Raw genomic sequence first — 20,582 nt, 5'->3', positions numbered from 1 at the left:
CGCCGTCGTCCGGGACCGCTCGGGTGTCCCGGACGGCGGCGTCACCCACACCTGACCACCACTTCCGACGGCAGGGAGCCCTCGATGTCGTCCGTGTCATCGGCCAGCAGCCTCGCGATCGACGGCCTCGTCAGCGGGCTGAAGACCACCGACCTCATCAACTCGTTGATGACCGTCGAGGGTGTCCCGCAGACGCTCCTCAAGAACAAGCTCACGAGCACCAACTCGTTCATCTCGTCCCTGCAGACGATCAACGGTCTGGTGCAGACCCTCGCCACGAGGGCGTCCGCAGCTGCGAAACCCACCTCGCTCGACGTGTTCACGGCAAGCAGTTCGACGTCCGGGGTCACCGCGAGTGCTGGGTCGAACGCCTCCGTCGGGTCGATCTCGTTCACCGTGGACGCGACCGCGACCGCACAGGTCGGGGTGACGGCCGCGATGTCGACCTGGGCCGCAGATGCGCAGCCGCTCACCCTCGTCGGCGCCGACGGCACGAAGACCACGGTGACGCCGGCCTCCGGATCGCTCGACGACACCGTGTCCGCGATCAACAAGTCCGTCGCCGGCGTCACGGCGACCAAGGTCGCCGCGGGGACCGATGCGAACGGCACCAAGCTCTACCGCCTGCAGCTCACCTCGGCGAAGACCGGGGCGGGTGGCGCGTTCGAGGTCTATCGAGGGAGCACCGATCAGGTCACCGCCGGTACCGCGACGAACGTCCTCGGCGAGGTCGGCGCCGCCAAGGTCGCCCAGGCCGCGGACGCAAGCGTCACGCTCTGGGCCGGTACCCCTGCCGCGCAGACGGTGACGAGTGCGACGAACACCTTCAGCGATCTCCTCCCCGGGTTGAGCGTCAGTGTGACCAAGGCGTCAACGGACCCGGTCACGGTCGGCGTCGCGCAGGACAGCACCAAGGCCCAGGCAGTCGCGTCCGGACTGGTCGACGCGATGAACGCCATCTCGTCGTACTACTCGTCCAACGCTGCGGTGACGAGCACGACGAGCCCGACCGACGGCACGACGACCACCACGGCCGGGGTGCTCATGGGCGACGCGACCACGAGGGACGTTACACAGCGGCTGTCCAGCACCATGTCCTCCCCGGTGAACGGCAAGTCCCCGTCGACGATCGGCATCGTCATCACGAAGGACGGCGACTTCACGTTCGACGCCGACGTCTTCCAGAAGGCCCTCGCCGCAGACCCGCAGGGCACACAGGCGATCCTGTCCGGCGTCGCGGCGAACGTCGGGGCCACCGCCACCACCGCTTCCGACAAGTACACGGGATCCATCACCACGTCGATCACCGGGCAGCAGTCCGTCGCGAAGGACCTCAATACGCAGATCGACAGCTGGACGGATCGACTCACCGCCCGGCGAGCGTCACTGCAGACCCTCTACGCCTCCCTCGAGACCAGCCTCAGCAAGCTCCAGTCCCAGTCGAGCTGGCTCGCCAGTCAGCTCGCGTCGACCTCGAGCTGACAGGAACGACCATGAACGCCTTCGACCTCCAGTCCGCCGCCTTCCGCCAGGCCGCGCAGCCCCGCACGGTCACCGACCAGCGCCGTGCCCAGTACACGAACGAGGCCGTGCTCTCCGCGACCCCGGCCCAGCTCGTCACGATGCTGTACGACCGGCTCCTGCTCGACCTGCACCGCGCCGAGGCCGCGCAGACCACCGCCGACTGGGACGCCGCGCGCGAGCAGCTCCTGCACGCCCAGGCCATCGTCGGCGAGCTCTCCTCGACGCTGCGGATCGACGTGTGGGACGGCGGCGAGGGCCTGCTCGCGATCTACAACTACGCCTCGACGTCGCTCATCACGGCGAACGTGCACCGCGACGTGCAGGCCACGCGGGACTGCATCCGGATCCTCGAGCCGCTCCGGCAGTCCTGGCACGACGCCGCCGCGTCGCTCCCGGCCACCCCGACCGTCCAGCAGTCGGCGGGCGGTGCGCTCGGTGTCGCCTGACGTCGTGTCGCCTGACGACGTGTCGCCCCACCGCGACCGCCGCTCCGCGTGGGAGGCGCTGCTCGCGTCCCTGGAGCAGGACGCGGTCCGCGAGACGGGTACCGCGTGGTCGGAGCCGGCCGGGCTGGGACCGGTGCCGCGGGAGCTGGTGGGGCGCGCCTCCCGGCTGCTCGCCGCGCAGCGGGACCGGATCCAGGCGCTCGAGGCGGACCGGCGTTCGACCGCGGAGCACCTCGGCGCGCTGCGGGCCGTGGACGCGACGCGGGAGCCGCGCGGGTCGGTGTACCTCGACGCGTCCGCCTGACCGGGCCGGCGCCGGGTCTACCGACTCGATGCGACACTGTGGCCGTCGTACGACAGCCGTGTTGTCGCAATCGAGCGCGCACAACAGCCGGCGTCCGCAACGAACGACATCGTGGTCGTCGTACGACAGCGACATTGTCGTACCGAGTCGGCGGGCCAGACCCCCCGCCGCACGGCACCGCCCCCCGTTCGGGGCGACGCCTAACGTGCCCCGGGGCCCGGCCGACAGCGCCCCCTGAGCACGGATCGCTCACCAGTTCGGCCACGGATCGGCCACCGCCATCGGGCGCGTCACCAGGGGGTGGTGCGCCGATCGAGGGGACGGTCCTCCCGTGTTCGATTCCGTGACGAGTGTCGCACTGCAGAGTGCGCTCGACGGGCTCTCGCTCCGTCAGAAGACGATCGCGAACAACATCGCGAACATCAACACGCCGAACTACCACGCCGAGAAGGTCCAGTTCGAGGACGCCCTGGCGAAGTCGATCGTCGACGGCGACGGCAGCACCACGCCGACCGTCGCACGGAGCCTCGAGCCGACGAACACCAACGGCAACAACGTGAACCTCGACGAGGAGACGCTCTCCAACGTCGACACGGTGCTCCGGTACCAGTTCGCCACGCAGGCGATGAACTCCGAGCTCACCAGCGTCCGTGCGGCGATGCGGACGACCTCGTGACCACGTTCGACGCGATCGGCATCGCGAGCACCGGGATGACGGTGCACCGGAAGTGGCTCGACGCCATCTCGGACAACATCGCCAACGTGAACACGGTGAAGTCGATGGACGACTCCGCGTTCCAGGCCCGCTACGTCGAGGTGCAGGAGGGCGCCGGCGTCTCCGGCGCCTACGTCAAGGGCGCTTCGTTCGGCAGTGCCGCCGGCCGGGTGACGTACGACCCGGACAACCCGCTCGCGAACGCCGAGGGCTACGTCCGGATGCCGGACATCGACCTCGGGACGCAGATGGCGGACCTCATCATGGCCCAGCGCGGCTACCAGGCGAACGCCTCGGTGGTCGACCGCGCGAAGACCGCCTACGAGGCGGCCCTGCAGATCGGGAAGAACTGATGCCCATCGACGCCGTGAACGGTGTGACCACCAACGCCATGACGAACGCGCTCACCAGCGTGAGCGGGACGTCGAGCGACGTCGGGACGAGTGCGACGAGCGCCGCGACCGGCACCGACGGATCCGGGTTCGCCGCGAGCCTCGGCAACGCGGTCGACGGGCTCCAGGCGCTGCAGAGCGACTCGAAGACCCTCGCGCTCAAGGCCGTCACCGGCAACCTCGACGACATCCACGACGCCACGATCGCCGCCACCCGCGCGCAGGTCACGCTCGAGCTCGTCTCCGCCGTCCGCAACAAGGGCGTCGACGCCTTCAACGAGATCATGAGGATGCAGGCCTGATGCCGGTCGCCGTCAAGAACGTGTTCGCGCGCCTCGCCGCCTACGTCAAGGGCTTCAGCGCCGCGCAGCGCACCATCGCGATCCTCGTCGTCGCCGCGCTCGTGCTCGGCGGGTTCGCCCTCGCCAGCTGGCTCGGCAAGGCGTCGTACGCGCCCCTCTTCACCGGGCTCGCCGCGGCCGACGCGAGCTCGGTCACCGACCAGCTCACGACCGACGGGGTCCCCTACCAACTCACCGACGGGGGAGCCACGATCCTCGTGCCGCAGGGGTCGGTGTACTCGGAGCGCCTCAAGGCCGCGTCGAACGGGCTGCCGTCGTCGAACGAGGGCGGGTACTCGCTCCTCGACAAGATGGGCGTGACGAGCTCCGAGTTCCAGCAGGACGTCACCTACAAGCGCGCGATGGAGGGCGAACTCGCGAAGACCATCGGCGCGATGGACGGCGTGCAGACCGCCACGGTCCAGCTCGCGATCCCCGAGAAGACCGTGTTCGTGTCCGAGGAGAAGGACCCGACCGCGTCGGTGTTCATCGCGACGAAGAACGGCGCACAGCTCAGCACCGACCAGGTCCAGGCGATCGTGCACCTCACCAGCGCCGCGGTCGAGGGCATGCAGCCCACCGACGTCTCGGTCGTCGATGCGAAGGGGCAGACGCTCTCCGCGGTCGGCACCGGCGCGACCGGCAGCGGCGCGGACCAGGCGGCCGACTACGACGCCGCGACGAGCAAGAAGATCCAGGACCTCCTCGACACCACGCTCGGCGTCGGCAACGCGACGGTCGTGGTCTCCGCGACCATGAACCAGAACACCGGCACGAAGACGAGCGAGTCCTACACGGCGCCGACGACCGGTCCGGTGGCGCTCAACGAGTCGAGCACGACCGAGCAGTACGGCTCCGGTTCGGGTGCGTCGAGCGGCGCCACGGGCGTCCTCGGTCCGGACAACATCGCCGTCCCGAACGGCACCGCCACCAGCGGCACCGGCGACGACGGGTACAAGAACGAGTCCGCGACGAAGAACAACGCCGTCGACCACACCACCGAGACGACGCAGATCCCCGCGGGTACGCTGCAGAACCAGTCGGTGTCCGTCGCCCTGAACGCGAAGGCCGACACCGTCAAGAACGCCAACCTGCAGAGCGTCAACGACCTCGTGTCCAGGGCCGCGAACTTGGACACGGCGCGTGGCGACAAGGTCGCGGTCGCCGTGATGGACTTCGACACCAGCGCCGCCGACAAGGCCACCAAGGCGCTCGAGGCGCAGGAGAAGGCGGACCAGCAGGAGTCCCTGTGGTCGGCGATCCGCACCGCGGGCATCGTCGTCGGCAGCCTGCTCGCGCTCATCGCGATCATGGTCTTCCTCGCCCGCCGCAGCCGTCGGCAGGAGCGGGAGGCGGTCGACCTCGGCGAGCTCGACGCCTTCGCCGGCGAGACGTTCCAGCTGCCGCTCGCCGTCGATGACGCCGACCGGGACGCGCTGCAGGCCGGTCCCGCGCCGACGGTCGCCCTGCCGACGATCCCGCACGACGACGCGCCGACCGAGGTCCTCACCACCGAGGAGATCACCGCCGAACGCCGGCGCCAGGACATCTCCGCGCTGGCCGAACGCGACCCGAAGCGCACGGCCGAGCTCCTCCGCGGGCTCCTCGACGACCGGGCCCCGGTGTGAGCGCCCTGATGTCGAGCGTCGGCGGCACCCCCGACCGTCCGCTCACCGGCGCCCAGAAGGTCGCGCTCATCCTCATGCAGATGGAGACCGAGCGCGCTGCCGAGGTGATGAAGCAGTTCACCGAGATCGAGGCCGAGGAGATCTCCGCCGAGATCGTCCGGATGCGCCGCGTCGAGGACACCGTCGTGGACCGCACCCTCAGCGAGTTCCACCGGATGACGCTCAGCGGCCGCACGCAGAAGCGCGGTGGCAAGGAGACCGCCCTCGGGCTCCTCGAGGCGTCGTTCGGCGCCGAGCGCGCCGCCGGCGTCATGGACCGGCTCGCCTCGAACCTCGCCGGCCAGTCGTTCGACTTCCTCGACGACGCCGAGCCCGGGCAGGTCGTCAGCCTGCTCGAGGGCGAGCTCCCGCAGACCATCGCCCTCGTGCTCGCCCACCTCTCGCCCGCGCAGGCCAGCGCCGTGCTCGCCGGTGTCGACGAGCGGGCCCGGACCGACGTCGCGCAGGCGTTCGCCACCATGGGCTCGGCCACCCCCGAAGCCGTCGGGATCGTCGCCGGCGTGCTCCGCCAGCGCGCCGGGGCCGTGGTGTCCCCGCGCGAGAGCATCGAGGTCGTCGGCGGGATCGCCCCGCTCGTCGACATCATCAACCGGTCCGACGTCGCCACCGAGAAGGCCGTGCTCGACGGGCTCGAGGCACGCGACCCCGAGCTCGCCGAGGACATCCGCTCCCGGATGCTCACGTTCGAGGACATCGTCAAGCTCGAGTCGCGGGACATCCAGCAGGTGCTCCGCGGCATCGACTCGAAGCTCCTCGCGACCGCCATGAAGGGCGCGGCCGCCCCGGTGGTCGAGACGATCCGCGCGAACGTGTCCGAGCGCAACCGCGAGCTCCTCGACGACGAGCTGCAGGCCATGGGCCCGGTCCGGGTCTCGCAGGTCGAGGAGGCCCGCGCCGAGGTCGTCCGCTCCGTGCGCGAACTCGAGGCGCAGGGCGTCATCACCGTCCACCGCGCCGAGGAGGACGAGCTCGTTGACTGACCGCACCGTGCAGCGCGTCGCGTTCCCCGTCATCAGCGACGCGGTCGTGCGCGAGCGAGCCGCCGGCGCCGACGTGCGCGGGCACGCCGCCGGGTACGCGGCCGGCCTCCGCGCCGCCCAGGCGGAGACGGACGCCCTGCGCGCCCGCCTCGAGGCCGAGCAGGCCGCGCGCCTGGCCTCGATGCACGCCGACACCGCGCGCCGCATCGCGGTGCTCGACGCGGCCACGAACGCGATGCTCTCGCAGGTCGCGCCCGTCCTCGACACCGCGGAGCAGTCCGTCGCCGACGCGGCCATCGACCTGGCCGAAGCGGTCGTCGGGTACGCGATCCGCGCCTCCAGGCAGTCCGATGGAGCGTCCGCCGGACCGGCGGACGGCAGTGACAGCCGGGAGGAACGGCGCGGGTCCGGTGCGGAGGCGACCGTCCGGCGGGCGCTCGCGTCCATCGACCGGACCATCCCCGTCACCGTCCGGCTGAGCGTCGCCGACGCCGCGCGCGTGGCGGACCTCGACCTGGCGGTCCCGGTGGTGGCCGACCCGTCGCTCCGCGACGGCGACGCCGTCGTCGACCTGCCGGACGGCATGCTCGACGCGCGGATCGCGACGGCGCTCGACCGGGCCCGCACGGCGCTGGGGGTCGTTTCGTGACCGCCACGCTGCAGCGCCCGCTGCTCCGCCCCCGCGGGCTCGACGAGGCGATCCGGCAGGCCGCACCGCAGCGCGTCGGGGTCGTCACGAGCGCCGTCGGACTCGGGCTCACCGTCGCCGGGCTCGACGCGCACGTCGGCGAGGTCGTCTCCGTCGGCGCCGAGGGTGCGCCGCAGACTCTCGTCGAGGTCGTCGCCACTGACGCCGCCGGGGTCCGGTGCATGCCGCTCGGCCGCCTCAACGGCGTCACCGCGGGGACTCCGGCGCGGCCGACCGGACGCCCGGTGCTCGTGCCGACCGGCGCCGGACTCTTCGGGCGGGTGCTCGACGGGCTCGGGCGGCCGATCGACGACCGCGGTCCGCTCGTCGGCGCTGACGGTGGAGCCGTCGACTGGGTGCCGCTCGACCACGCGACGCCGAACGCCATGGCCCGCACCCGGATCGACACGCCGATGCAGCTCGGCGTCCGGGTGCTCGACACCCTCACCACCGTGGGCCGAGGGCAGCGCATGGGGCTCTTCGCGGGCTCCGGCGTCGGCAAGTCCTCGCTGCTGTCGATGATCGCCCGGGGGAGCGACGCCGCGGTGAACGTGATCGCCCTCGTCGGGGAGCGTGGCCGCGAGGTCCGTGAGTTCCTCGAGGACGACCTCGGGCCGGAGGGTCTCGCCCGCTCGATCGTCGTCGTGTCCACCTCCGACGAGCCCGCGCTGATGCGCCTGCGTGCGGCGTTCGTCGCGACCCGCATCGCCGAGTCGTTCCGCGACGCCGGCCAGGACGTCGTGCTCATGATGGACTCGCTCACCCGGGTCGCGATGGCGCAGCGGGAGATCGGGCTGTCGGTGGGGGAGCCGCCCGCCACCAGGGGCTACCCGCCGTCGACGTTCTCGGTGCTCGCCGGGCTGCTCGAGCGTGCCGGGACCGACCGGGTCGGCAGCATCACCGGGCTCTACACCGTGCTCGTCGACGGGGACGACCACAACGAGCCGATCGCCGACGCCGCCCGCAGCATCCTCGACGGGCACGTGGTGCTCGACCGGAAGCTCGCGATCACCGGGCACTTCCCGTCCGTCGACGCGCTCGGCTCGGTGTCCCGGGTCGCCTCGAAGGTGACGACGCCCGAGCAGCGCGGTGCCGCGACGACCCTGCGGAAGGTCATGGCCGCACGGAAGGCGGCGCAGGACCTGCTCGACGTCGGCGCGTACCAGCGCGGGACGAACCCGCTCGTGGACGCCGCCGTCGACCACCAGGACGCCATCGACGCCTTCCTCCGACAGGGCATGGACGAGCGTGCGACCGCGCCGGCGTCCTGGCACGCGCTCGGTGGGCTCGTCGCCACGCTCGGCGCGGGGGGTGTCGCCTGATGGCCCGCCGCTTCCCGCTGGCCGGGCTCCTCCGGCTCCGGCACGCCGAGCAGGACCGGGCGGCTGCGTCCCTCGCCGCCGCGAACGAACGAGTGCGCGACGCCGCGGACGCCCGCATCGCCGCCCGCCGGAGCCTCGCCGACGCCGAGGGACCGCAGCCGATCCAGGACGCCGCGACCCTCAGCGCCGTCGCCGCCGCCCGGGCCGCCACCCGCGGGATGCTCGAGGAACTCGACGCCGTGGTCCGGAGCCGCCGCGCCGACGCCGACCAGGCCCAGGACGAGTACAACGGCGCCCGACGATCGGCCCTCGGCCTGGAGAAGCTCGAGGCGCAGCACCGCGAGCAGCAGACCGCCGAGGAGCTCCGCACCGAACAGAACGCCCTCGACGAGATCGCGGCCCGACGCCGCACGGAAGGTGGTGCCCGATGAGCGTGGACGCCGTGCTCACCCGGATCTCCGAGATCCGGACGCAGATCGACGCCCTGCGCACCGGCGCTGGTGCGGCGGCTGCGACGACGTCAGCCGCGTCCGGTTCGGCCGACTCGGCCGCCAGCGTCGCGAACTCCACCGCGTTCGCCGACGCGCTGGCCACCGCGACCGGCACGGCGACGGCCACCGGTGCCACGTCCGCCGCCGCGACCTCGGTCGACGCCGGAGCCGGCACCATCGCGACGGGCAGCGGCGCCACCGGGTCCGACGTCGTCGCGGACGCGAAGAAGTACCTCGGCGTGCCGTACGTGTTCGGCGGCACCACGACGAGCGGCATGGACTGCTCGGGTCTCGTGCAGACCGTGTTCAAGGACCTCGGGGTCACCATGCCCCGGGTCGTGCCGGACCAGGCGAAGATGGGCGTCGAGGTGGGGTCGCTCAAGGACGCACAGCCCGGGGACCTCATCATCCCCAAGGGCGAGGGACACGTCGTCATCTACGTCGGCGACGGCAAGGTGCTGCACGCACCGCACCCGGGCAAGGACGTCCGGATCGTCGACAACTGGTACAAGGACTCCGACATCGCCACCATCCGGAGGATCGTGCCGGCGCAGGCGTCGGCGACGACCGCGAGCTCGGTGGCGGCGCAGGGCACCGACCTGCAGACCGCGGCCCTGATGTCGCTGCTGCAGAGTGGGAGCGCAGCATGAGCCTGACCATCGCCACAGCCCCGACGGCGCCGAGCGCCCCGGGTGCGTCGTCCGCGTCCCGTCGTCCGGCGTCCGCCGACTCGTTCGACGCGGCCATGACCGCTGTCGGCGCCCCGGATCGCCGGACGCCGACCGGGACCCCGCAGCGCGAACGGGCGCGGGCCGGGGAGCGGGCCGATGAGCGGGACGGCCGGGACACGACCGACGCCTCGGCCCCCGGGACGCCACCGGGCAGCGCGGCCGTCGACGCCCCGGCCCCTGCACCGGCGCCTGCTTCCGTGCCGGGGTTGCCGCTCCCGAACGCCGTGACGGGTGCGCTCTCGACCCCGCCGTCCGTCGTGCCGTCGGAGGACCCGGCCTCGGACGCGCCCGCGGCGAACACCACGTCCTCGGTGGGACCGGCGCTGATCGCCGGTGCCGGGTCGACCGCGGGAACGGTGGCGACGCCGAGCGGGAGCACCCTCTCGTCCGCGACGACGACACCGGCGGGCACGAGGGCCGCGGCGAACCCGGGCGCCCTCGACGCTGCCGCACCGACGGCACCGGGAGTCGCCGGGACCGCGGACCTCCGGGACGCCGCGGCAACGACCGGCACCGCGACGGCTCCGGCCGCGACCGCGCCGACCCCCGCCGGGGTCGCACCCGCAGCCGCGACCGCTCAGGCTCCGGCGGCGCCGGAATCCGCCGGCCTTGAGGTCGCGGCCGGAACCACCGCCACCCGCTCGACTCCGAACGTGAACCCGCCGGCCGCCGACGCCGTGAGCACCGCCGTGGCCGGTCCCACGGACGGACCCGTCGCGACGGGCGGGAGCAGCGTCACCGGCGTGACCGGCCCGACCGCCGTGACCGGCCCGACCAGCGTGACCAGCCCGACCGGCGTGACCAGCCCGACCGGCGTGACCGGCCCGACTGGCGTGACGAGCCCGACCGGCGTGACCGGCGTGACCGGCGTGACCGGCCCGACCGGCGGCACCGGCCCGGACACCGGCTCCCAGACCGGCCACGGGACGGACCGGGGGACGACCGGGCAGGACGAGCCGCGCCTCCAGTCCGTCACCGCACCCCGCGGCGGCGAGACGCCCTTCGCCGTGCCGACCACGTCGCCGACCCTCGCGCCGGCGGCGCCGGCCACGTCGGCGACCGCACCCGGCGCGACCACCGCGAACGCACCAGCGCCGCTCGCCCAGCAGCTGAGCCGACCGCTGTTCACGCTCGCGCAGGCCGGCCCGGGCGAGCACGTCGTCACCGTCCAGGTGACGCCCGACGCGCTCGGCCCGGTCACGCTCCGGGCACACGTCACGGCGCACGGGATGCACGTCGAGCTGTTCGCCGCCTCCGACGCGGGACGGGACGCGGTGCGGCAGGTCATGCCGGACCTCCGCCGCGACGCGGCCGGGTCGGGGCCGTCGACGACCCTGGACCTCTCGTCGCAGAACCACCCGGGCGATGCTCCGGCCCGTGAGCAGCGACAGCCCGACGGGAGCCGTCCCGACACCGGACCCACCGGCTCCACCGGCCTGGAGGCGCGGCACACCCCGCGCAGACCCGGCACCACCCACACGCCCACCGTCCGCACCGCCGGACTCGACGTCCTCGCCTGAGCGACGACACCCCGACCCAGGCAGAACCGAAGGGAACGACCATGCCGATCGACGGCATCACCGGAAGCGTGGACCAGGCCGCGCAGGCTGCGGCCCTCGCCGCGAACAGCGCCTCGCAGAAGTCCCAGACGATGGACTCCGAGGTGTTCATGAAGCTCCTCGTCACGCAGCTGCAGAACCAGGACCCGTCGTCGCCGATGGACACCAACCAGATGATCAGCCAGCAGACGCAGCTCGCGATGATGGAGCAGATGACCAACCAGACGACGACCGCGAACGAGAACTTCTCGTTGCAGATGCGGATCGCCGCCGCCAACCTCGTCGGGAAGCAGGTCGGCTACACCGACGCCGTCACGGGGAAGTCCGTGACCGGGACCGCCTCCGCCGTCTCGTACGCGAACAGCGTCCCCACCGTGACCGTGAACGGGAAGGAGGTCGCCCTCGACGTGATCTCCGGCATCAGCACCACGGTTCCCACCTCCTGACCCCCTGACTTCTTCTTCTTCGTCGTCGTTCCACGAAAGGACGCACCATGCTCCGCTCGCTCTACTCCGGGATCTCCGGCCTCCGTTCGCACCAGCAGATGCTGGACGTGACGGGCAACAACATCGCCAACGTCAACACGGTCGGCTTCAAGGCCTCGTCGACGGTCTTCCAGGACACCCTGTCGCAGATGACCCAGGGCGCCGGTGGGCCGCAGACCGGCATCGGCGGCACGAACCCGGCGCAGATCGGCCTCGGCGTGCAGGTCGCCGGCGTGTCCACGAACTTCGCCCAGGGCTCCGCCCAGGCCACCGGCAAGGCCACCGACCTGATGATCTCGGGTGACGGGTTCTTCGTGACGCGCCTCGGCAACGACACGGTGTACACCCGTGCCGGTGCGTTCGACTTCGACGCCGACGGTCGACTCGTCACCGCCGACGGCAAGATCGTGCAGGGCTACCCGGCCACGAACGGCGTCGTCAACGAGAACGGCGGGCTGTCCGACATCGTCCTGCCGCTCGACGCCGCCGCACCCGCGGTCCGCACCACCACCGCCGGCGTCACCGGCAACCTGCCGTCCGAGACCGCCGTCGGCACCACGATCACCCGCGACGCGACGGTGTACGACGCGTCCGGTGCGAAGCACACCATGTCCCTCGCCTACACCCGCACCGCCGCGGGCTGGGACGTCGCGGCGACGAACGGTCAGGGCGCCTCGGCGACGACGTCGCTCACCTTCGGTGCCGACGGCTCGCTCACCGGCGGCGGCGCCGTCACGGTCGGCGGCATCGCGGTCGACATGACGCAGCTCACGGGGTTCGCGTCGCTCAACACGGCGTCGATCGCGTCGCAGAACGGTCACGAGGCCGGGTCCCTGCAGGGCTACTCGATCTCGAAGGACGGCACCGTCGTCGGGACGTTCTCGAACGGGGCGTCGCTCGCCATCGGCCGGATCGCGCTCGCGACGTTCGCCAACCCGGCGGGCCTCGAGAAGACCGGCGCCTCGGGCTACCGGGCCACCGGGAACTCGGGCAACGCGTCCGTCGGCGCTCCGGGATCGGCCGGCGTGGGGCAGCTCGCGTCGGGCACGCTCGAGATGTCGAACGTCGACCTGTCGCAGGAGTTCACGAACCTCATCGTGGCGCAGCGCGGGTTCCAGGCGAACGCGCGGATCATCACGACGTCGGACGAGGTGCTGCAGGAGCTGACGAACCTGAAGCGGTAGGGGTCCGGCGGCGGCGCGGCGTCGGCGGTGCCCGACTGTGACGTGTTCACAGCGATCGGTGTCTTCGGACCCAGTCGCCGACGCATGCCCCACGGATGCCGGACGCTTTCCTCTCGGAACTCGCAGAGGTCACCGGCGGCGGCGGCAGCTCGACGAAGAACGCCCCGTCCACGTCTCGTGGTCGGGGCGTTGGCGTGACCCCTGCTGTCAGCCGATGGTGACGGGCACGGCGTACGAGGGCGTGCCCTTCCCGGCGGCGTTGACGGCAGTGATCTCGACCATGTTGCCGTCGGCGGGGAGGCCGGTGAGGGTGAGCGGACTCGACGTTCCGCTCACCTGTTGCGAGCCGTACAGGGTGGACAGGACGTAGCTGGTGATGGGCAGCCCGCCGTCACTGGCCGGCGGGGTGAACGAGACGGTCACGGTCCCGGTGCCGCTGCTGGTGCTGGTGATGGTCGGCCGGCCGGGTGCCGTCACGGTCACCGGCGCGGTGCCGAAGCGGGCGACGGCGGCCTTGCTGACGTTCCCGGTCGCATCGACGGCGAACAGGGCCACCGTGTACTGCTGCCCGGCGGGAACGGACGGCACCGCTGCTGAGGTACCCGACACGGTCAGCGGTGTGCCGCTCTGCGGGGTGGCGTTCGCTCCGCTTCCTTGCACGAGCCGTGCGACGACCGACTTCGCGTCCTTCGAGGCCGACGGCTTCCAGGTGACCTTCCGCGGCGACGTCGCGGACACAGCGACTGCGGTCGGCGCTGCTGGCGCGGCGACGTCTGCACGGGCCTGCCACTGGAGCGTCCCGGTCTGCGGAAGCTTCTCACCGTTGTCGCAGTACTGGACGAACGACATGTCCACGGTGTCAGGGAGCCCACTCACCGGGTCGTTGATGAACTGCTTCACGGTGATGGTGCCGTTCGAGTCGCAACCGCTGGAGTTCACCGTGTCGACCATGCTGTACCGACCGCTGACGGTGGTCTTCGTCGTCCCGACCGGGATGGGCTGGTCGTTCGGGCTCGTGAGCCGGATGTTGAGGGCGCTGCCTGAGCCGTCGAGACGGTCCGCGTTGAACATCCACCCGGACCCGATGGAGACGACGGTCATGGCCGTGTTCGCTGCGGTGACCTTGGTCGTCTTGCCCTGGTCGACGATGCCCTTGCCCGATGAGGTGATGCCGGTCGTCCCGAGGAACGACGAACCGGTGAGGGGGACGGTGCGGGTCGCAGTGCCGACCTTGACGCTCAGCGCGGCGGTAGCTGGTCCGGCCGTCTTCGGCGCGAACCCGACGGTGAACGTGCAGGTGGCGCCGGCGGCGAGGGTGGTCTTGCAGGTGCTGCCGCTGACGGAGAACGACGAGGCGTTCACCCCGGCGACCGTGGGCGTGCCGAGCGTGACGGCCGAGGTGCCGGTGTTGTGGACCGTTTCCACCTGCGCCGTCTTCGGCAGTCCGATGAACGTCTTCGTGAACACGAGGTTCCTGGCGCCGAAGACCACGGATCCGGCGGCGTCTTCTCCGAACCGGTACTCACCGACACCCGGGACGATGCCGTCGAAGCGGGTGATGGCGCCGTTCGTCGGGTTCGAGGCGAGGTCGAGGATGTCGAACTCGCCGGAGATGTACTCGCCGTTGATGGTCAGCGTCGGGACGTTCGCCCCGTACGACTGCGTTCCCACGAGTCGGTAGACGCCGGTGGTCAGCGGCTTCCCGTCCGGCGGGGTGAGGATGAACGACGCTCCGGTTGTCGCGGTGACGGTCATCCGGGCGTCGATGCCGCGGGTGGTGTCGGCGAGGTACCGCTGCACGTTCGCGCCGTCGGCGAACTGTGGTGTTCCGCGGTTCGAGTAGTGCGGGGAGAGGATCTGCAGCACCCCACCGGTCGGGGGTGCTGCTGTGGCTGCGGAGGCTGTCCCGAGGCCGGTGAAGCCGACCGCGCCGGCGGTGAGGAGCGCGGCAGCTGCCATGGGTGCCGCGCGAGTGAAGCGCTGCATTCGTCGTCCGTTCTGGTCCCCGAGTCAGCCCCACCCGGGACGACGACGCTGACGCTACTCCCGCGCACCGGCACTGAATCCGTTGCTGCGGGAACCCGCAACAGGTGCTCGACGTCCCGCGCGTGGACCGGGTGTGGAGCAGAACCGTCGCACGGGCACGAAGCCCGCCGTCGTCGTCGCCGCTCCCGCCCGCCGCCGGCGCCGTCGTTGCGCGTCGGGCGTCGGGCGTCGGGCGTCGGGCGTCGAACCACGATCGCGACGTCGAACCACCCGCCGCGGCTGGTTCGACGTCGGATCCGTGGTTCGACCCGCGAGCGCATGCCCGCGCCCGCCCGCACGCTCTCCCCGGCGCGTCCGCACACCCGCGCCGCCCACCCGCAACTGCACCCGCGCGCCGCCCACCCACGAACCCCCACCTCCGGCCATGCTCGGAGCATGCCGTCCCTCCGCCGCCTCCTCCCCGGCGTCGCCCTCGCCCTCGTGATCGGCCTGGTCGCCACCCTCGTCGCCCACGAGGTCCCCGTCATCGGCGGCCCCGTCCCCGCCGTCGTGATCGGCGCCGCCGTCGGCTGGCTCGTGCGCCGGACCCGGACCCGTACCCGGACCCCGACCCAGGACGGCGGCCCGACCGACCCCGGCGGCCCCGACCTCGGCACCCTCCAGCCCGGTGTGAAGTTCGCCTCGAGCCGCGTCCTCCAGCTCGCCGTCGTCCTCCTCGGCGCGCAGCTGTCCGTCGCCGAGGTCCTCCGCATCGGCGGCGAGACCCTCCCGGTGATGCTCACGACCCTCGTGGTGTGCCTGGCCGCAGCGTGGGGGATCGGCCGACTGCTGCGGGTCTCGGGCGCGCTCCGGACCCTCATCGGCGTCGGCACCGGGATCTGCGGCGCCTCCGCGATCGCCGCCGTCACCCCGGTGATCGGCGCGGTCAGCGCTGACGTCGCCTACGCCATGTCGACGATCTTCCTCTGCAACATCGCGGCCGTCTTCGTGTTCCCGCTGCTCGGCCACGCCCTCGGTCTCTCCCAGCACGCGTTCGGCGTCTTCGCCGGCACCGCCGTCAACGACACCTCGTCGGTCGTCGCGACCGCGACCGTCTACGGTCGACAGGCGACCGACACCGCGGTCGTCGTCAAGCTGGTCCGGACGCTCATGATCATCCCGATCGTGGTCGGCCTGGCCGGTCTGGAGGCGCGGCGCACCGCCCGTGAGCAGCCCACGTCCGACGTAGCCTCGGCCCGCGCCGGTGGCGTCCGCGTGTTCCGGTTGGTCCCGTGGTTCCTCGTCGGGTTCCTCGTGGTGGTGCTGCTCCGCACCGTCGGTGTCCTGCCGGCAGCTGCCGCCCCGGGGTTCGCCGTCGTCGCGACCTTCCTCATCACGGTCGCGCTCGCGGCGATCGGGGTGTCGACCGACTTCGCGGCACTGCGCCGGGCCGGATTCCGGCCGATGCTGCTCGGGATCGCGCTGTGGGTGCTCGTCGCCGCGACGAGCCTCGGGGCGCAGGCGGCGTTCGGACTGCTCTGACGGGGGCGCTCCCATCCGGACGTCAGGCCGGCGACTGCGGCCGTGTCGCGACCGGGGCGAGCATGCGCGTCAGCGCGGTCGCGACGATGGCACCCGCGGCGATGATCGCCGCGAGGACGACGATCTGGAACCGTCCGGCCTCGAGCGGTGAGACACCGCCGAAGATCGCGCCGACGAACGCGCCGGGCAGCGTGACGAGTCCGGTCGTGCGGGTCTGGTCGGTGCTCGGCACCATCGCGGCGTGGATCGCCCGCCGCACCAGGTCCGCGGTCGCCCGGCGCGGAGTCGCACCGAGCGCCAACCACCCCTCGACTTCCTCCCACCGGTCGTCGACCAGCTCGACGAACCGTCGGCCGGACAGCGTCGCACTCGTCATGGCGTTCCCGACCACGATGCCGCCGACGGCGAGGACGTAGCGCGGCGTGAACGCGATCGCGCCGGTGAGGAACACGACGCCGAGCGCGCCCACCACCCCGGCCGCCATCGCGAGCGCCACCGGGAGCAGCCGCGTCCGGAGCGTCCCGAGTCGTCGGGCCGCCGTGGTCGTCGCCACGCCGAACATCACGACGAGGGCGACCGCGATCCACACCGGTTCGCGGATGACGCCGCTGAGCACGAGGCTGATGAGGGCGAGCTGGACCGTCCCGCGGAGGACGGCGAGTGCCGGCGCCCACGGTGACGGGGCACGCGCGAGGAGCAGGACCGCGGTCGCGACGGCGACCAGTGCGACGACGCCGACGAGTGTCCACAGGATGCTGCTCGCGTCGACCACGTCCCGAGCCTCCCACGTCCCGGTCTGGTTGGCTGACCCGATGGACACCTCGCCCCGGCCCTCGTCGTACCGCGGTGCGACGGTGCTGCTGGCTGTCCTCGTGACCCTGGCGTGGATCGCGACGGTCGCGTTGCCGGTGACGGTGTTCGTCCTCCTCCGTGGCGTCGACGCGCCGGCCGACCGGACGACGGTCATCGTCCTCGGGGCTGCCCTCACACCGGCGTTGGCCGCCGTCGGCCTGACCGTCGGTCTCGTCGTCCTGCGTCGGCACGCCCGAGGCAGCAGCCGATTCCGCTGAGCCGGCCGGACGCGTGAAGGCCGTCAGCGGAGTGTGCCGGGGACCAGGACCGACTGGACGGCGGGGCCGACCGTGGCGACGAGTCGGTCGTGGTCGGCGGCGACCAGTGCCGGGACGCCGATCACCCGGCGGCTCATCACGATCCCGACGAGCATCGCGGCCGCGAGCCCCGACCGCAGCGCTCGGTCCGCACCGTGCCCGCCGGTCGTGCCGTGCTCCAGACGTGACTGGATGAAGTCGCGCAGCTGCTCGGTGGCCTGCTCGCTGACGACCGCGCTCCGCAGCATCGCCATGAGCGGTTCGGACTCCTCGCCCGGCGCCTCCCAGGCTTCGAGGAACGCACGCACCACCCGCTCGCCGAGGTGCTCGTCGGGACCCTCGAACGCGGTGTCGAACCGGCGGAGTGCGGACGCGGGGACCGCCATCACCGCCGCGAACAGCTCGTCCTTCGATCCGAAGAACTGCATCACCTGCGACGGATCGACGGCGGCGTCGGTCGCGATCCGGCGGATGGTGGTGCCGGCGTACCCGTCCGTGGCGAACCGTGCGCTCGCGGCTGCGAGCACCGTCGTCCGGGTGCTCGTCTTCCCTGGGCGTCGGCCCACCCGCGTGCCCGTCCCGCTGTCGTCGTCCGCTGCCATGACCCGAACCTACTCGGTCACCGCACTTGTTCTCAACGCGTGTTGAGTTATTGCCGGATCGGACGTACGCTCGCCCCGACGACGAGCCCACGGAGGACTCCCGCACGAAGGAGCACACGATGACCGACCAGAGGATGTCCGTCCCCTCGACCCCGCTGCCCGCGCCGCGCACGGGTGTGTTGACCCCGTTCGAGCCCGGCACCCGGACGCTCGAGGCGGGGTTCCGGATCGCTCCACCGTTCCGGTCGCTGCCGGTCGACACCGTGTTCGAAAAGGACGTCGCGATGCAGCTGCGCGACGGCACGACCATCCACGTCGACGTGTTCCGTCCGGTCACGATGGAGCCGGTGCCGGTGATCGTGGCCTGGAGCCCGTACGGCAAGGCGCAGGGCACCTCCGCCAGCGTGATGGGGGTCTTCGGGCTCGTGGGGCTGCCGAACAGCACGGTGTCCGGGCTCGAGAAGTTCGAAGGGCCGGACCCGGCGTACTGGGTTGAGCACGGGTACGCGATCTGCAACGTCGACCACCGCGGCATCGACCAGTCCGAGGGCGACAGCGTGCTCTGGGACCGCCAGGACGGCCGCGACGCGTTCGACGTGGTCGAGTGGCTCGCCGAGCAGCCCTGGTGCGACGGCAAGGTCGCATGAGCGGGACGAGCTACCTCGCGGTGTCGCAGTGGTTCACTGCGGCCGAGCAGCCGCCGCACCTCGTCGCGATCAACCCGTGGGAAGGCGTCAGCGACGTCTACCGTGACCTGGTGATGCGCGGCGGGATGCCGGACACCGGGTTCGCCCAGCAGCTCCAGGACGGCAGTTTCTTCGGGAGGAACCGGAAGGAGGACATCCTGTCCGAGGTCGAGGCGTACCCGCTGATGACCGACCTCTGGGAGCAGAAGGTCCCCGACTTCGACCGGATCACCGTCCCGGCGTACGTGGTCGCGAGCTACTCGAACACCCTGCACACGGCAGGCACGTTCCGCGCCTGGCGCCGGATCGCGAGCGACGAGAAGTGGCTGCGGGTCCACAACGGGCAGGAGTGGCCGGACTACTACGACGAGGCGAACGTCGACGACCTCCGCCGGTTCTTCGACCACTTCCTCAAGGGCGTCGATAACGGGTGGGAGACCACCCGCACCGTCCGGTACTCCATCCTCGACCTCGAGGGCGGCGACGAGGTCGCCGTGGCCGCCGACTCGTTCCCGCCCGCCGGGTCCACGTCGACGCGGTACTTCCTGGACGCGCGGACTCGTTCGCTGTCGACCTCGGTCCCCGAGACCGCGGCCGAGGCGTCCTACGCGGTGGACGGGAACCCGGCCGCCGTGTCGTTCCTCACCCGGTTCGACGAGGAGACCGTGCTCGTCGGGTACCCGAAGGCGCACCTGTTCGTCGAGGCCCGCGACGCCGACGACATGGACCTGTTCGTCCTCGTGCAGAAGCTCGACCGCTGGGGCACCCCGCTGCAGGCGTTCACGGTGCCGAACCAGTCGGCGATCGCGCACGACCTCACCGACCACGGGGCGACGATCCTGCGCTACAAGGGATCGGACGGACGGCTCCGGGTGTCCGCGCGTCACCTCGACGAGTCCCTGACGACCGACGACGTCCCCGCGCACACCTTCGACCGGGTGGAGAAGCTCGCTCCCGGGGAGGTCGCCGAGATCGAGATCGACCTGTTCCCGGTCGGCCTGCGCTTCCACGCGGGCGAGCAGCTCCGGTTCGTGGTCAGTTCGCGGAACCTCCTCGGCACGCTGATGCCGGCGATCCGCGAGTACGTCGGCGCGAACACCGGCACGCACGTCGTCCACACCGGTGGCGACCACGCGTCGTACCTCCAGCTGCCGGTCCGGGCACGCGCATGAGCGCCGCGACGGTCCGCCTCGCCGGCGAGGACACCGACTCGACGATCGACGGGTTGGAGCTGTTCTCCGCGCGGCGGGCGCTCGAGCTCCTCAAGCGGCGACTCGGCCGGGACGGCGTGCTCGCGCTCCTCCGTGACGAGCTCGCCGCCGGCGACGCGTTCCTCCGTGACCACCTCGCACGCTCGGCCGGGGAGGAGACGACGGGCACGACCACGCTCCGCGCCCACGGGATCACGGCGGCCGCGTTCGGCGCGTGGCTCGGCGCCGCGTTCGCCCGTGAGGAGGTCATGCTCGCCGGCCACCCCGAACACTGGTCGATCCACGCCGAGCCAGGCCGGGACGTGAACATCGTCGAGACCCTCGACGACCAGGTGTGCTCGTTCTTCATGCGCCCGTGGGACGACAGCGTCACGCGTGCCCAGGACCTCCCGAACGCGACGGACGCTCCGACGGCGCGTCGGTCGCACATGCTCCTCGCGGACGGCACGGTGATCGGGTCGATCGCGAACAGCTTCGAGGAGGAGCAGGACGGGTTCACGGCCCGGCTCTCCGTGACCCTGCCGGCGACCTGTGCGCCCGGGATGGTCGAGCAGCACCTCGAGCACTTCGCGGTCGAGTTCCGGACGTGGATCCTCCGCGCCGCGGAGGCCTGACCA

General features: G+C 72.0%; 22 protein-coding genes and 1 pseudogene. 20 read left to right on the top strand and 3 right to left on the bottom strand.

Features of this window, described 5'->3' with window-relative positions; all coding sequences use genetic code 11:
* The first annotated feature begins 84 nt into the window (after positions 1 to 84).
* From fliD to FS825_RS12295, 15 genes are all read left to right on the top strand, one after another.
* Positions 85 to 1,482, top strand: coding sequence for a flagellar filament capping protein FliD (gene fliD, locus FS825_RS12365; protein WP_144713428.1), 1,398 nt, complete (start codon positions 85 to 87; stop codon positions 1,480 to 1,482).
* A gap of 11 nt (positions 1,483 to 1,493) precedes the next feature.
* Entirely contained in the window at positions 1,494 to 1,970 is a 477-nt protein-coding gene (locus tag FS825_RS12360; RefSeq protein WP_144713426.1) for a flagellar export chaperone FliS, read from the top strand.
* 4 nt (positions 1,971 to 1,974) lie between these two features.
* Entirely contained in the window at positions 1,975 to 2,274 is a 300-nt protein-coding gene (locus FS825_RS12355) for a hypothetical protein (RefSeq protein WP_144713424.1), read from the top strand.
* 331 nt (positions 2,275 to 2,605) lie between these two features.
* Positions 2,606 to 2,950, top strand: a complete 345-nt coding sequence (locus FS825_RS12350; RefSeq protein WP_144713422.1) for a flagellar basal body rod protein FlgB — start codon at positions 2,606 to 2,608, stop codon at positions 2,948 to 2,950.
* Positions 2,947 to 3,342 carry a flagellar basal body rod protein FlgC gene (locus FS825_RS12345; RefSeq protein ID WP_144713420.1) on the top strand — a complete coding sequence of 132 codons (396 nt, stop codon included), beginning with the start codon at positions 2,947 to 2,949 and terminating at the stop codon, positions 3,340 to 3,342. The genes FS825_RS12350 and FS825_RS12345 overlap by 4 nt, the downstream gene beginning before the upstream one ends.
* Positions 3,342 to 3,683: a flagellar hook-basal body complex protein FliE gene (gene fliE, locus FS825_RS12340; protein WP_144713419.1), complete on the top strand. Its 342-nt coding sequence runs from the start codon at positions 3,342 to 3,344 to the stop codon at positions 3,681 to 3,683. Before FS825_RS12345 ends, fliE begins: the two co-directional genes overlap by 1 nt.
* A complete protein-coding gene (fliF, locus tag FS825_RS12335) occupies positions 3,683 to 5,350 on the top strand; it encodes a flagellar basal-body MS-ring/collar protein FliF (protein ID WP_144713416.1) in 1,668 nt (555 codons plus the stop codon). Before fliE ends, fliF begins: the two co-directional genes overlap by 1 nt.
* A gap of 8 nt (positions 5,351 to 5,358) precedes the next feature.
* The gene (gene fliG / locus FS825_RS12330) at positions 5,359 to 6,390 is read left to right on the top strand and encodes a flagellar motor switch protein FliG (RefSeq protein WP_144713752.1); all 1,032 of its coding nucleotides are present in this window, start codon (positions 5,359 to 5,361) and stop codon (positions 6,388 to 6,390) included.
* Positions 6,383 to 7,039, top strand: coding sequence for a FliH/SctL family protein (locus FS825_RS12325; protein WP_144713414.1), 657 nt, complete (start codon positions 6,383 to 6,385; stop codon positions 7,037 to 7,039). Before fliG ends, FS825_RS12325 begins: the two co-directional genes overlap by 8 nt.
* Before the next feature lie 8 nt (positions 7,040 to 7,047).
* The gene (locus tag FS825_RS12320; protein ID WP_260981170.1) at positions 7,048 to 8,400 is read left to right on the top strand and encodes a FliI/YscN family ATPase; all 1,353 of its coding nucleotides are present in this window, start codon (positions 7,048 to 7,050) and stop codon (positions 8,398 to 8,400) included.
* Positions 8,400 to 8,831, top strand: a complete 432-nt coding sequence (locus FS825_RS12315) for a flagellar FliJ family protein (RefSeq protein WP_144713408.1) — start codon at positions 8,400 to 8,402, stop codon at positions 8,829 to 8,831. The genes FS825_RS12320 and FS825_RS12315 overlap by 1 nt, the downstream gene beginning before the upstream one ends.
* Positions 8,828 to 9,541 (top strand): C40 family peptidase, encoded by a 714-nt coding sequence (locus FS825_RS12310; protein WP_144713406.1) that lies wholly within the window; start codon positions 8,828 to 8,830, stop codon positions 9,539 to 9,541. Before FS825_RS12315 ends, FS825_RS12310 begins: the two co-directional genes overlap by 4 nt.
* Complete coding sequence (locus FS825_RS12305; protein ID WP_144713404.1) at positions 9,538 to 11,142, top strand: flagellar hook-length control protein FliK; 1,605 nt, start codon at positions 9,538 to 9,540, stop codon at positions 11,140 to 11,142. Before FS825_RS12310 ends, FS825_RS12305 begins: the two co-directional genes overlap by 4 nt.
* A 41-nt stretch (positions 11,143 to 11,183) precedes the next feature.
* Positions 11,184 to 11,627 (top strand): flagellar hook assembly protein FlgD, encoded by a 444-nt coding sequence (locus tag FS825_RS12300; RefSeq protein WP_144713402.1) that lies wholly within the window; start codon positions 11,184 to 11,186, stop codon positions 11,625 to 11,627.
* Positions 11,628 to 11,674: 47 nt separating this feature from the next.
* Positions 11,675 to 12,850 carry a flagellar hook protein FlgE gene (locus tag FS825_RS12295; protein ID WP_144713400.1) on the top strand — a complete coding sequence of 392 codons (1,176 nt, stop codon included), beginning with the start codon at positions 11,675 to 11,677 and terminating at the stop codon, positions 12,848 to 12,850.
* Between the two features lie 207 nt (positions 12,851 to 13,057).
* Here the strand turns inward: FS825_RS12295 and FS825_RS12290 are convergent, their stop codons facing one another.
* Positions 13,058 to 14,836 carry a choice-of-anchor D domain-containing protein gene (locus FS825_RS12290; protein ID WP_144713398.1) on the bottom strand — a complete coding sequence of 593 codons (1,779 nt, stop codon included), beginning with the start codon at positions 14,834 to 14,836 and terminating at the stop codon, positions 13,058 to 13,060.
* A gap of 435 nt (positions 14,837 to 15,271) precedes the next feature.
* Between FS825_RS12290 and FS825_RS12285 the strand changes: the two genes are divergently transcribed.
* On the top strand, positions 15,272 to 16,357 hold the full coding sequence (locus tag FS825_RS12285; RefSeq protein WP_144713396.1) for a YeiH family protein: 1,086 nt from the start codon (positions 15,272 to 15,274) through the stop codon (positions 16,355 to 16,357).
* A gap of 22 nt (positions 16,358 to 16,379) precedes the next feature.
* Here FS825_RS12285 and FS825_RS12280 read toward each other — a convergent pair whose 3' ends face one another.
* Positions 16,380 to 17,129, bottom strand: a complete 750-nt coding sequence (locus FS825_RS12280) for an ABC transporter permease (protein WP_186377219.1) — start codon at positions 17,127 to 17,129, stop codon at positions 16,380 to 16,382.
* A 40-nt stretch (positions 17,130 to 17,169) separates the two neighbouring features.
* On the opposite strand from FS825_RS12280, the gene FS825_RS18990 reads away from it, so the two are divergent.
* A complete protein-coding gene (locus FS825_RS18990; RefSeq protein ID WP_186377218.1) occupies positions 17,170 to 17,427 on the top strand; it encodes a hypothetical protein in 258 nt (85 codons plus the stop codon).
* A gap of 23 nt (positions 17,428 to 17,450) precedes the next feature.
* On the opposite strand, the gene FS825_RS12275 is transcribed toward FS825_RS18990, so the two are convergent.
* A complete protein-coding gene (locus FS825_RS12275) occupies positions 17,451 to 18,068 on the bottom strand; it encodes a TetR/AcrR family transcriptional regulator (RefSeq protein WP_144713392.1) in 618 nt (205 codons plus the stop codon).
* 119 nt (positions 18,069 to 18,187) lie between these two features.
* Here FS825_RS12275 and FS825_RS19075 point away from each other — a divergent pair.
* The 3 genes and pseudogenes from FS825_RS19075 to FS825_RS12265 all read left to right on the top strand — a co-directional run.
* Positions 18,188 to 18,792 (top strand): annotated as a pseudogene (locus FS825_RS19075) (CocE/NonD family hydrolase); the annotation flags it as partial.
* A 36-nt stretch (positions 18,793 to 18,828) separates the two neighbouring features.
* Positions 18,829 to 19,926: a CocE/NonD family hydrolase gene (locus FS825_RS12270; RefSeq protein WP_313960549.1), complete on the top strand. Its 1,098-nt coding sequence runs from the start codon at positions 18,829 to 18,831 to the stop codon at positions 19,924 to 19,926.
* The gene (locus tag FS825_RS12265) at positions 19,923 to 20,579 is read left to right on the top strand and encodes a hypothetical protein (protein WP_144713390.1); all 657 of its coding nucleotides are present in this window, start codon (positions 19,923 to 19,925) and stop codon (positions 20,577 to 20,579) included. Before FS825_RS12270 ends, FS825_RS12265 begins: the two co-directional genes overlap by 4 nt.
* The last annotated feature ends 3 nt before the right edge of the window (positions 20,580 to 20,582 follow it).

The sequence above is a fragment of the Curtobacterium pusillum genome (assembly GCF_007680845.1).
Classification (GTDB): domain Bacteria; phylum Actinomycetota; class Actinomycetes; order Actinomycetales; family Microbacteriaceae; genus Curtobacterium; species Curtobacterium pusillum_B.
This window is presented reverse-complemented; position numbering and strand designations above follow the sequence as displayed.

Excerpts from the sequence above, each read along its gene's own strand:
- fliD (WP_144713428.1), top strand. The coding sequence starts at position 85 with ATGTCGTCCGTGTCATCGGCCAGCAGCCTCGCGATCGACGGCCTCGTC.
- FS825_RS12360 (WP_144713426.1), top strand. The coding sequence starts at position 1,494 with ATGAACGCCTTCGACCTCCAGTCCGCCGCCTTCCGCCAGGCCGCGCAG.
- fliE (WP_144713419.1), top strand. The coding sequence starts at position 3,342 with ATGCCCATCGACGCCGTGAACGGTGTGACCACCAACGCCATGACGAAC.
- fliF (WP_144713416.1), top strand. The coding sequence starts at position 3,683 with ATGCCGGTCGCCGTCAAGAACGTGTTCGCGCGCCTCGCCGCCTACGTC.
- fliG (WP_144713752.1), top strand. The coding sequence starts at position 5,359 with ATGTCGAGCGTCGGCGGCACCCCCGACCGTCCGCTCACCGGCGCCCAG.
- FS825_RS12315 (WP_144713408.1), top strand. The coding sequence starts at position 8,400 with ATGGCCCGCCGCTTCCCGCTGGCCGGGCTCCTCCGGCTCCGGCACGCC.
- FS825_RS12310 (WP_144713406.1), top strand. The coding sequence starts at position 8,828 with ATGAGCGTGGACGCCGTGCTCACCCGGATCTCCGAGATCCGGACGCAG.
- FS825_RS12305 (WP_144713404.1), top strand. The coding sequence starts at position 9,538 with ATGAGCCTGACCATCGCCACAGCCCCGACGGCGCCGAGCGCCCCGGGT.
- FS825_RS12300 (WP_144713402.1), top strand. The coding sequence starts at position 11,184 with ATGCCGATCGACGGCATCACCGGAAGCGTGGACCAGGCCGCGCAGGCT.
- FS825_RS12295 (WP_144713400.1), top strand. The coding sequence starts at position 11,675 with ATGCTCCGCTCGCTCTACTCCGGGATCTCCGGCCTCCGTTCGCACCAG.
- FS825_RS12290 (WP_144713398.1), bottom strand. The coding sequence starts at position 14,836 with ATGCAGCGCTTCACTCGCGCGGCACCCATGGCAGCTGCCGCGCTCCTC.
- FS825_RS12285 (WP_144713396.1), top strand. The coding sequence starts at position 15,272 with ATGCCGTCCCTCCGCCGCCTCCTCCCCGGCGTCGCCCTCGCCCTCGTG.
- FS825_RS18990 (WP_186377218.1), top strand. The coding sequence starts at position 17,170 with ATGGACACCTCGCCCCGGCCCTCGTCGTACCGCGGTGCGACGGTGCTG.
- FS825_RS12275 (WP_144713392.1), bottom strand. The coding sequence starts at position 18,068 with ATGGCAGCGGACGACGACAGCGGGACGGGCACGCGGGTGGGCCGACGC.
- FS825_RS12270 (WP_313960549.1), top strand. The coding sequence starts at position 18,829 with ATGCGCGGCGGGATGCCGGACACCGGGTTCGCCCAGCAGCTCCAGGAC.
- FS825_RS12265 (WP_144713390.1), top strand. The coding sequence starts at position 19,923 with ATGAGCGCCGCGACGGTCCGCCTCGCCGGCGAGGACACCGACTCGACG.